Genomic DNA, 8,831 nt, shown 5'->3' with positions numbered 1-8,831 from the left:
CGGCGGGGACCGTGGAGAAGGCGGGGAAGGGTACGCAGTTGAAGGACTTGAACGCACGGTTCAGCGTCAGGAACGGCTGGGTTTCTTTCACAAAGCCCATGGCGTTCCAGACCGACCTGGGAAACGGAACGCTGGATGGCAGGGTGGGGTTGGATCAACGGCTGGCGCTCAAGGGCACGATTGAGGCGTCCAAGGATTTCGTCTCGGGACTCACCGGTGGGGCTGTTCCAGTGAAAGAGCCGGTGTCCATTCCGCTCACCATCAATGGAACGTTGAAGTCGCCCAAGGTGAACGCGGGGAGCCCGACGGATATCGCGAAGGGATTGTTGCCGGCACTGCCCGTGCCCAAGAGCATCCAGGACCCGGTGAATCAGGCGCGCAAGAGCCTGGGTGACCTCCTGAAGCGACCCGGCAAGAAGTAGGGGACGGGTTACTTCGCGGGAGGTTGGATGGGCTGGGGCTTCAAGCCGTGACGTTGCTTGAAGTCCGGCCACTCGCGCACGAACGACCTGGTGTTCCCGGCTTCGATTTCGGAGAAGCTCTTTTCCGACGAGTAGCTCCAACGGGGACGTGGCGAGGGGTGCTCACCCATTCGTTCGCGCAGCAGGTCGAAGGCGAAGATGGCCCAGTGGGGTGGAGGGTCCTCGGTGACGACAGTCTCAAGGACATTCGCGACCACTCCGTCTACGTCCTTGCTGGGAAAGCCGCGAAGGAGCTTGAGCAACAGCGCGAAGGTGTTGTCGAAGGAGGGATAGGCGACGACGTCGCGAGCCAGTTCCTCGCGATAGCCTTGGACCCGCGACCTGTCCGGAGGCGCTCGTGGGTCGTAGAATGAATGGACCGCATCGAACTCTTCGGACCCCAGGTCGGACACGCCATCCCAGCGTGTCACGGGATGGATGGCGGCGAGCACCCTCCAGTCCGAGTGCGCCTCCTCGAAGTCGGGTGTCTCCCCAGCGAGTCGTGCCTGAATCCATCGGTCCAGTGCCTGCCGGGCCGCTGTGATCACCCGTCGGTAGGCTGCCACATCCGAGTCGCTGGCTGCGAAGCGCGTCCCACAGAACGGCCACACGGGCACCCATTGGCCATCCTCCTTGTTGAGGAACGCGACGACCGTAAGCCCTACCTGGACATTCGTGTCGCATGGGCTCGCGGACAGGATGAATGTCTCGACGCGCTCTCCGGTGCGTACCGAGCCTTTCCAGGTCTCACGAACCTCCAGGGTCACGCTGGTGACGTATCCCAACCCCACGTAGTCCTCCGGATCATTTGGCCGCTCGCGCACGCTCTCGACTTCTGCCCAGACGATGAGCTGGGCTTCGTGCGCCAGCTCCCAAAGCGTATGCGGCGGAGCGGGAAATGAGGCCCTGGCTTGGGGCGCATGGCTGAGCAGCGTGACGAGTGTCAGGGCGAGAAGTTGATGTGTCGCTCTGGCGGCGGTCCACCGAGAAGCAGCGAGTGTGGATGGCGCGGTTCGAAGTGCGAGGGGCGATTGTTCACGCATGAGGGCATCTCCTGTGGAGCAGGAGCATCCCGTTCCATGCATGGAGGTCGCTCACGCGGACTCCATCTCTGCATCATGCTTTCATCACGAGGCTGCCCAGGTCGCAGCCTCCGCGCACGCGCGACGGCCTCCACCAACGCGGCAAGAATGAGGGTCGGGGCATGGGCGCGAGTCGCGCACGGAGGGTACCGTCCGCCACTAGAAGGGGATGGTACCCCCTGTTTCGTCGACGAGGGGCGCGGCGAGAAACACGAGCCGTCGGGGCTTCAGTCCATGACGCTTCTTGAAGCTCAGCCAGTCCCGAGCGAGAGCCCTGGCTTGTTCCGCCTTGGCTTCAATGGGGCTTTTCGAAGGCACCCTCTTGTACCAAGGGGTCCGTGGTTCGGGCTTCTCGCCGTGACGCTCGCGCAGCAGGTCGAAGGCCTTGGATATCCAGGGGGGCGCCCCCTGCTCCACGAAGACTGTCTCGAGGACATTCGCGGTGGCCCGGTCGAAATCCTTGTGGGGGAAGCCACGCAGGGTGGTGAGCATCTGCGCCACCGTATGGTCAAACGACGGCTGTGTCGTGAAGCCGTGCGCCAGTTGCTGCCGCTGGGCTCGCGTCAGCGCGGCGGCTCCCTGTGACAGTTCGTAGAGTCCATCCCAGCGCGTCGCCGGATGAAGCGCGGCGCGTACCTGCCAGTCCAGGTGTTCCTGCTCGCTGTTGGCAGTCTCCTTGCGCTGGGGCGGTGCCGAGCGGGCCTGCGCACCCCGGGCGGCCGTCACCCCCCGCCGATACGCATCGACATCGGCGGGGTTCGTCGGATGGCGCGTTCCGTAGGACATGCCCACGGTCCACCATCGACCGTTCCCGTTGGACAGGAACGCGATGACCGAGCGCCCGGGTTCGTAGCGAGGTGGCGCCGGGCACATGATGTCCGATGAGAACAGCACCTCGACGCGCTCCCCGGGACGCACCGAACCCTTCCACGTCTCCCGGATCTTCAGCGTCGCGATTTCGTCGTCGTCCCATGGCATCCCTTGTTCATCGCGTTCTCTTGGTGCGATGCGCACTCGCTCGACGTCCGCCCAGACGATGAGCTCCGCCTCTTGCGTCAAAGGCCACAGCGTCACGGGTGGGATGGGATAGGCCTCGGCGCGCGGGACGTGGATGAGCAGTCCGACCAGGGTCAGTGCCAGCAGTCCGCGTGTTGCCTCGGAGCCGGGCCACCAGGCGTCGCGCGTGGGAGTGCCATCGAGAACCGGGGCGGGGGGCTGCTCACACATGGACGTTCCTCCTGAGGAGGAGAAGCATCCCAACCCTCATCGACCCGGAGGCCGACTGGGGTCCATGTCTCCATCATGGTTCCGTCACAAGCCCGCCCGGGGCCGCCTGCTCGCACAGAGATGTCTCTTCCCCTCCATCCGCATCCAGGGAGAATGCCGGCACCCGGCCGGCCGTTGCCCGGGCGGGAGATTCGATGCGCTTCATCCACTGCTCCGACGTCCACATCACCGACGACTACTTCGCGCTGCCCCTGCGCCGGCTCGGCTGGCGTCGCTGGGTCGCCCTGGCCGAGCTCACCGTGGGTGGCCGCGCGAAGCGCTACGCCCGCGCCCCCCACGCCCTCTCCGCCATCGCCCGCGAGGTGCAACGCCACACGGCCGACCACTTCATCCTCTCCGGTGACCTCACCGCCTACGCGCTCGACAGCGAGTTCCGTGGCGCGCGCGAAGCGCTGGGCTCCCTGGCGGACGACCCGCGCCGCTGCACCATCATCCCCGGCAACCACGACGTCTACACGCCGGGCAGTCACCAGAAGGGCCGCTTCGCGAGCCACTTCGGTCACCTGCTGGAGAGCGACCTTCCAGAGTACCGCCGCGAAGGTGCCTTCCCCTTCGTACGCCTCGTGGGCACCGAGGCCGCCGTGGTGGGCCTGCTGTCCGCTCGCGTCCCGCTGACCCCGGGCCTGTCCTACGGCGTCATCGGCGACGCTCAACTCGAGGGGCTGGCGGCCCTGCTGAAGGACCCTCGGCTGGACGGGCGCGCTGTGTTCGTCGTCGTCCACCACGCGCCCCTCACGCGCAAGGGGCAGGCGGACCACTGGCACCACGGCCTGCGAGACGCCCAGGCCCTGCTGCGCCTGCTCCCTGGCCCGCGTTACGCGGTGCTCCACGGCCACATCCACCAGCGCTACCACCACCCCGCCACCGCCGAGCGCCCCCACATCTTCGGCGCGGGCTCCTCCACCGAGGCCGGCCACGAGGGCTACTGGCTCATCGAGGTGGCTGGGGGACAGGTGCTGGGCGGGCAGCCCCAGACGCCGGCCCTGTGACAGCCAGCGTCCATGGCGGTAGAACGCGCTCATGACGCATCCGCCGCACGCACCGCCGTCCACGGATTTGAGTCTGGAAGAGTACAAGGCGCTGCGCGCCCTTCAGCGCGCCGTGGATGACCTGCTGGAAGAGAGCCTCCGGGAACGAGAGAACCTCACCCAGTCCTTCCGCCGCTGCTTCCCGCCCATCCTCGCCCTCACCGGCGCCCGCGCCGTGGCGCTGACGACGCGTGACGAGGACCTGCGAGTGCAGACCTGGTGCGAGGGCGACTGGGGCGAGGACTTCCCCGGGCCCCTGCTGGAAGGTGCCTCCGGCGTCCGACGCCTGGGAGAAGCGACGCTCGTCACCCAGCCGCTCGACGTCGCCGGAGAGCGCGTGGGCTCCTTCGGCCTGCTCTTCACCGGGGACCACGCGTCACCGGAGGCCTCGGCGCGGGTCCTGCGCGTGCTGGACACCATCGCCGAGCAGCTCGACACGGTGCTGTGCATGGTCCACACCGCGTCGGAGAAGCACCAGCTCATCATCCAGTGCAACGCGCACCTGGCCAACCCCGTGTTCGAGGTGGGCATGGACCAGGCGGTGCTGACGCTGGCCCAGCGCGTGCGCCTGCCGACCTTCCTGTTGCTCTACCGCGACGCGGTGCGGGCGCAGGTGCTGCACTACCGCATGTACCGCCACGGCCACCTGGAGTTCGAAAGCGGCGAGCAGCCCAGTCCGGACCTGGAGAAGGCCCTGCGCCAGCACGGCCACCGGCTCCTGGCCGCCGAGGTCTCCGCGCTGCGCCAGCTGCTCCCCGGCCGCACCACCGAGGCGGTGCTCATCTCCGGCGCCGCCACCAGCGAGCCATTGGGGAAGATCGCGGTCTCCTGCGACGAGGGCTTCTCCGCCTACGCCATGGACCTCATCCGCGTCCTGGCCTCCACGCTCAGCCAGCGCCTGCTCGACTACAACCGCGAGCGCATCCACCTGTCGCAGTTCTTCCCCAACGCCATCATCGACGCGCTGTTGCAGGACCCCAACTACGCCCAGCACCTGCGCGCGCAGGACCAGGAAGTGGGCATCCTCTTCGCGGACATCAACGGCTTCACCCGCATCTGCGAGCACGGCTTCGACAGTCCGCGCAGCATCGCCCGCTTCGTGGACGAGTGGAGCGCGCGCGCCGTGGACTGCATCTGGGAGCACGGCGGCGTGTTCGACAAGATGGTGGGCGACTGCGTCATCGGCCTCTTCGGCCCGCCCTTCTTCAAGTCCAGCCGCGTGGAGCGCTCGCAGGCAGCGGTGCGCGCAGCGTGTGACATCCAGGCGCTCACCGCCGCGCTGGGCGCTCGCGAGGAAGTGATGGCGCTGTGCGAACGCGTGAAGCTGCCGGGCCTGGGCGTCGCCGTGGGCGTCAACCTGGCGAACGCCAACTGCGGCCTCTTCGGCCCCAACCGGCAGTACACGGCGTTCTCCAGTGGGATGAACCAGGCGGCGCGACTCCAGTCGCTCGCGGGCTTCCGGGAGACGCTGGTGATGGCGAGCGCGCGGGAGGCACTGGTGGGCTCGCGGGAGCCGTTCGTCCAGCGACTGCGCTTCGGCGCGCTCGCGGAGACACCGGTGAAGAACGTGGCGCAGCCCCTGCGCCACTACCGCCTGGAGCCGCTCACGCCGTGAGGTGCGAGGCCGCGTAGCGCCGGGAGAAGTGAATCCACCGGCGCTCGTCCACTTCCACCTGCCACTCGGAGTTGGGTGTCAGCGGCAGCCGCTGCTTGAGGAAGCTCTCCAGATGGTCCGCGGCCTTCACCGGCGTGAGGCCCGGCGCGCGGAACGCGATGTGGAGCGAGACTTCGAGTCCGTCGGAGACGTCGACGGAAGCGCAGATGCGCAGCGCACCCACGCGTCGTTGATAGAGCGTGTTCTGCCCGGGCCACGCGGCGGGGTCTGTCTCCCGACGAATGACCGCGAGCCAGTTGGACGGCTGGAGGATGAAGTCGAGCAGGTCGCTGCTCGCTTCTTCCGTCGTTGCGTGCTCCTGGATGGAAAGCATCGCCCACCTCCCCTGGGAAGCCGATGGAAAGAATGTGCCCACGGCCATGGAGCGTGCAAGAGGCCCCCCACGGAAACCTCGCGGGTGTCCGCCAACGACACAAGCTTGCGAAATCTGGTGTGGGACCGGGACCGCATTCGCCGGCGGCGCACGTTAACGGGGGCGCCTGACATGCGCGCGCCCAACCCGCCACCTGCTCACGGGCTGGTGGGAAGTGAACGGCGGGAGCGTCGCTCCACGGCGGACTTGAGCTGACCACAACCCGCGTCGATGTCGATGCCCCGGCGTTGACGCACGGTGCTGGGGACACCGTGCGACATCAGCACGTCCTGGAAGGCGCGCACCGATGCGGGCTGACTCGGGTCACCGTCGTAGCCCACGGTGGGATTGAGGGGGATGACGTTGACGTGCGCGTCCATGCCGCCCAGCAGCGCGCCCAGCGTGTGCGCGTGCTCCGACGTGTCGTTGCGGCCCGCGATGAGCGTCCACTCGAAGAAGATGCGGCGCTTGCGTCGGGCGATGTAGTAGCGGCACGCGTCCATCAGCTCGGCCAGCGGCCAGCGACGTCCCGCGGGCACCAGCGCGGCGCGCTCCGCGTCGGTGGCGCCGTGGAGGCTGACGGCCAGCTGCACCGGACGGTCCTCGTCCGCGAGCCGGCGGATGCCGGGCACTACGCCCACGGTGCTCAGCGTGATGAAGCGCGGCGCCAGCGCCAGGCCCAACGGGTCCACCAGGACATCCACCGCGGCCAGGGTGTTGTCGTAGTTGTGCAGCGGCTCGCCCATGCCCATGAGGACGACGTTGCGCAGCGACTCGCCGGACGCGCGGAGGATGCGCTGCACGTGGAGGATCTGCCCCACGATTTCGCCGGGGGTGAGGTGGCGCGAAAGACCCATCTGTCCCGTGGCACAGAAGACACAGCCCATGGCGCACCCGGCCTGGGTGCTGATGCACACCGTCGCACGTCCCTTGAAACGCATGAGGACGGTTTCAATCGTCTGGCCGTCTTCCAGGCGCAGCAGGAGCTTGTGGGTGAAGCCGTCGGAGCTGAAGGCCTCGTGGTGCGTGGCCAGGTGGCTCAATCGGGTGCGCTCACGCAGTGTGTCGCGCAAGTCGGAGCGCAGGCCCTCCACTTCGTCGAGCGCTTGAGCCTGCTGACGGTACAGCCCGGACCACAGCACGTCGCGGTGGTGGGGCCGGAAGCCCCAGTCGGACAGCAGCGCGCCCAGCGCGGGCCGCGTCAAATCGTAGAGGTTGGTGGGCGTGTCGGACGGCATGGCCAGGGCCCCAGATAACACACCCGGGCCGGCGTCACCCGGGGCCGCGCGGGCCGCTGGGCACGGGGCGCGCGAAGACTCCCACCCGGCATGCCTGGCGGGCGACCCGGCGAGCCCCCGGCGCGTGCTGCCGGTGCGGGCGACCGTGCACATCCTGTCCGGCCATGGGGCTCGCGATTGAGCAGGAGGAATTCCTTCCAGGAGACTACGCGCGGTTCTCGCGGCGGCTCGACGAGAACCTGGAGGCGCTGCGTGTGCTCCTGGCGCGGCCGGGCTTCGGTGAGGGGCCGACGACGATTGGCGCGGAGCTGGAGCTGTTCCTCGTGGACGCCCGGGGCTTTCCGTTGCCGGTGAACCGGCAGGTGCTCGCGCAGACGGTGGACCCGCGCGTGACGCTGGAGATGGACCGCTTCAACCTGGAGGTGAACCTGCGCCCCGGTCCGCTGGCGGGCAGGCCCTTCACCGCGCTGGAGGCGGAGTTCGAGGACTCGCTCGCCGAGGTGCGACGCGCGGCGGCGACGCAGGGGGCGCGGGTGGCGGCCATTGGCATCCTCCCCACGCTGCGCGAGGCGGACCTGGGCCCCAACGCGTTGACCGCCCAGCCGCGCTACCACGCGCTCAACGCGGCCATCCGTCAGCGGCGCGCGGCGCCCTTCCAGGTGGCCATCACCGGTGAAGAGGAGGCGCTGAAGCTCGCGTGGGACGACGTGACGCTGGAGGGAGCGAATACGTCGCTCCAGTTCCACCTGCGCGTGACGCCGAAGGACTTCGCGCGCCTGTACAACGCCGCGCAGCTGGCCACCGCGCCGGCGCTGGCCGTCTCCGGAAACTCGCCGCTGTTCCTGGGGCGCAAGCTCTGGGACGAGACGCGGGTGGCGCTGTTCCGTCAGGCGGTGGATGACCGGGGCGAGCCGGGAGAGGGCGGCTTCCAACCCCACGCGCGCGTGACATTCGGACACGGGTGGGCTCGCGAGGGCGCGTACGAGTTGTTCGCCGAGGCCGTGGCGTTGCATGCGCCGCTGTTGCCGGTCGTGGGGCACGAGTCTCCGCTGGAGCGCGTGGCGGCGGGGGGCGTGCCCGGCCTGGAGGAGCTGCGGCTGCACCAGGGCACCGTGTGGACCTGGAATCGCGCGGTCTATGACCCGAAGGACGAGGGCCACCTGCGCATCGAGCTGCGCGCGTTGCCCGCGGGCCCGACGGTCGTGGACATGGTGGCGAATGGCGCCTTCCTGCTGGGGTTGACGCTCGGGTTGGCCGAGCGAATGGATGCGCTCCTGCCGGCGCTGCCCTTCGCGCATGCCGCGGGGAACTTCATGCGTGCGTCGCGGCGGGGGCTGGACGCGGAGCTGTTGTGGCCGGGCGAGTCCGCGCCGAGCCCGCGCGTCGTGCCCGTGGTGGACTTGCTGCGCCAGCTCATCCCGGTGGCCCGACGGGGGCTCTTGTCGGCGGGCGTGGAGGTCGACGAGGCGAACCGGATGCTCGACATCATCTCTCATCGCGTGGACCTGCGGCGCACGGGCGCGCGCTGGCAGCGACAGATGCTGACCCACCTGGAGGCGCAGATGCCGAGACAGGATGCCCTGGCGGCGATGCTGGAGCGCTACCTGGAGCACGCCGCCTCGGGGCGCCCCGTACACGAATGGCCCGTGGGGTGAGGGCGTTCGAGCGGGGCTTCCACCTGCCTGGAGTCCCGCGTGGCGGCGCGCGT

8 protein-coding genes are annotated in these 8,831 nt (G+C 68.8%); 4 read left to right on the top strand and 4 right to left on the bottom strand.

The window, feature by feature from the left end; all coding sequences use genetic code 11:
- Positions 1-11: 11 nt before the first annotated feature.
- Positions 12-422 carry an AsmA-like C-terminal region-containing protein gene (locus tag HR086_RS16695; protein ID WP_373564311.1) on the top strand — a complete coding sequence of 137 codons (411 nt, stop codon included), beginning with the start codon at positions 12-14 and terminating at the stop codon, positions 420-422.
- A gap of 8 nt (positions 423-430) precedes the next feature.
- Here the strand turns inward: HR086_RS16695 and HR086_RS16690 are convergent, their stop codons facing one another.
- Positions 431-1,285 (bottom strand): hypothetical protein, encoded by an 855-nt coding sequence (locus tag HR086_RS16690; RefSeq protein ID WP_174466114.1) that lies wholly within the window; start codon positions 1,283-1,285, stop codon positions 431-433.
- 417 nt (positions 1,286-1,702) lie between these two features.
- On the bottom strand, positions 1,703-2,770 hold the full coding sequence (locus HR086_RS16685) for a hypothetical protein (protein WP_174466113.1): 1,068 nt from the start codon (positions 2,768-2,770) through the stop codon (positions 1,703-1,705).
- 194 nt (positions 2,771-2,964) lie between these two features.
- Between HR086_RS16685 and HR086_RS16680 the strand changes: the two genes are divergently transcribed.
- Together HR086_RS16680 and HR086_RS16675 are read left to right on the top strand one after the other, a co-directional pair.
- Complete coding sequence (locus HR086_RS16680; RefSeq protein WP_141641952.1) at positions 2,965-3,819, top strand: metallophosphoesterase; 855 nt, start codon at positions 2,965-2,967, stop codon at positions 3,817-3,819.
- A gap of 31 nt (positions 3,820-3,850) precedes the next feature.
- The gene (locus HR086_RS16675; RefSeq protein ID WP_174466112.1) at positions 3,851-5,473 is read left to right on the top strand and encodes an adenylate/guanylate cyclase domain-containing protein; all 1,623 of its coding nucleotides are present in this window, start codon (positions 3,851-3,853) and stop codon (positions 5,471-5,473) included.
- On the opposite strand, the gene HR086_RS16670 is transcribed toward HR086_RS16675, so the two are convergent.
- Complete coding sequence (locus tag HR086_RS16670; protein WP_141641950.1) at positions 5,463-5,846, bottom strand: hypothetical protein; 384 nt, start codon at positions 5,844-5,846, stop codon at positions 5,463-5,465. The two genes, HR086_RS16675 and HR086_RS16670, sit on opposite strands and share 11 nt — an antisense overlap.
- Before the next feature lie 197 nt (positions 5,847-6,043).
- On the bottom strand, positions 6,044-7,123 hold the full coding sequence (gene rlmN, locus HR086_RS16665; RefSeq protein WP_174462973.1) for a 23S rRNA (adenine(2503)-C(2))-methyltransferase RlmN: 1,080 nt from the start codon (positions 7,121-7,123) through the stop codon (positions 6,044-6,046).
- Between the two features lie 164 nt (positions 7,124-7,287).
- On the opposite strand from rlmN, the gene HR086_RS16660 reads away from it, so the two are divergent.
- The gene (locus tag HR086_RS16660; protein WP_174466111.1) at positions 7,288-8,778 is read left to right on the top strand and encodes a glutamate--cysteine ligase; all 1,491 of its coding nucleotides are present in this window, start codon (positions 7,288-7,290) and stop codon (positions 8,776-8,778) included.
- The last annotated feature ends 53 nt before the right edge of the window (positions 8,779-8,831 follow it).

The organism is Myxococcus sp. CA039A (genome assembly GCF_013336645.1).
In the GTDB taxonomy this organism is placed as follows: domain Bacteria; phylum Myxococcota; class Myxococcia; order Myxococcales; family Myxococcaceae; genus Myxococcus; species Myxococcus llanfairpwllgwyngyllgogerychwyrndrobwllllantysiliogogogochensis.
Note: the sequence above shows the minus strand (reverse complement) of the source record. Positions and strands in the feature narration are given on the sequence as shown.

Bases quoted from the DNA above. Each gene is read 5' to 3' on its own strand.
- HR086_RS16685 (WP_174466113.1), bottom strand. From the start codon at position 2,770: ATGTGTGAGCAGCCCCCCGCCCCGGTTCTCGATGGCACTCCCACGCGC.
- HR086_RS16680 (WP_141641952.1), top strand. From the start codon at position 2,965: ATGCGCTTCATCCACTGCTCCGACGTCCACATCACCGACGACTACTTC.
- HR086_RS16675 (WP_174466112.1), top strand. From the start codon at position 3,851: ATGACGCATCCGCCGCACGCACCGCCGTCCACGGATTTGAGTCTGGAA.
- HR086_RS16670 (WP_141641950.1), bottom strand. From the start codon at position 5,846: ATGCTTTCCATCCAGGAGCACGCAACGACGGAAGAAGCGAGCAGCGAC.
- rlmN (WP_174462973.1), bottom strand. From the start codon at position 7,123: ATGCCGTCCGACACGCCCACCAACCTCTACGATTTGACGCGGCCCGCG.
- HR086_RS16660 (WP_174466111.1), top strand. From the start codon at position 7,288: ATGGGGCTCGCGATTGAGCAGGAGGAATTCCTTCCAGGAGACTACGCG.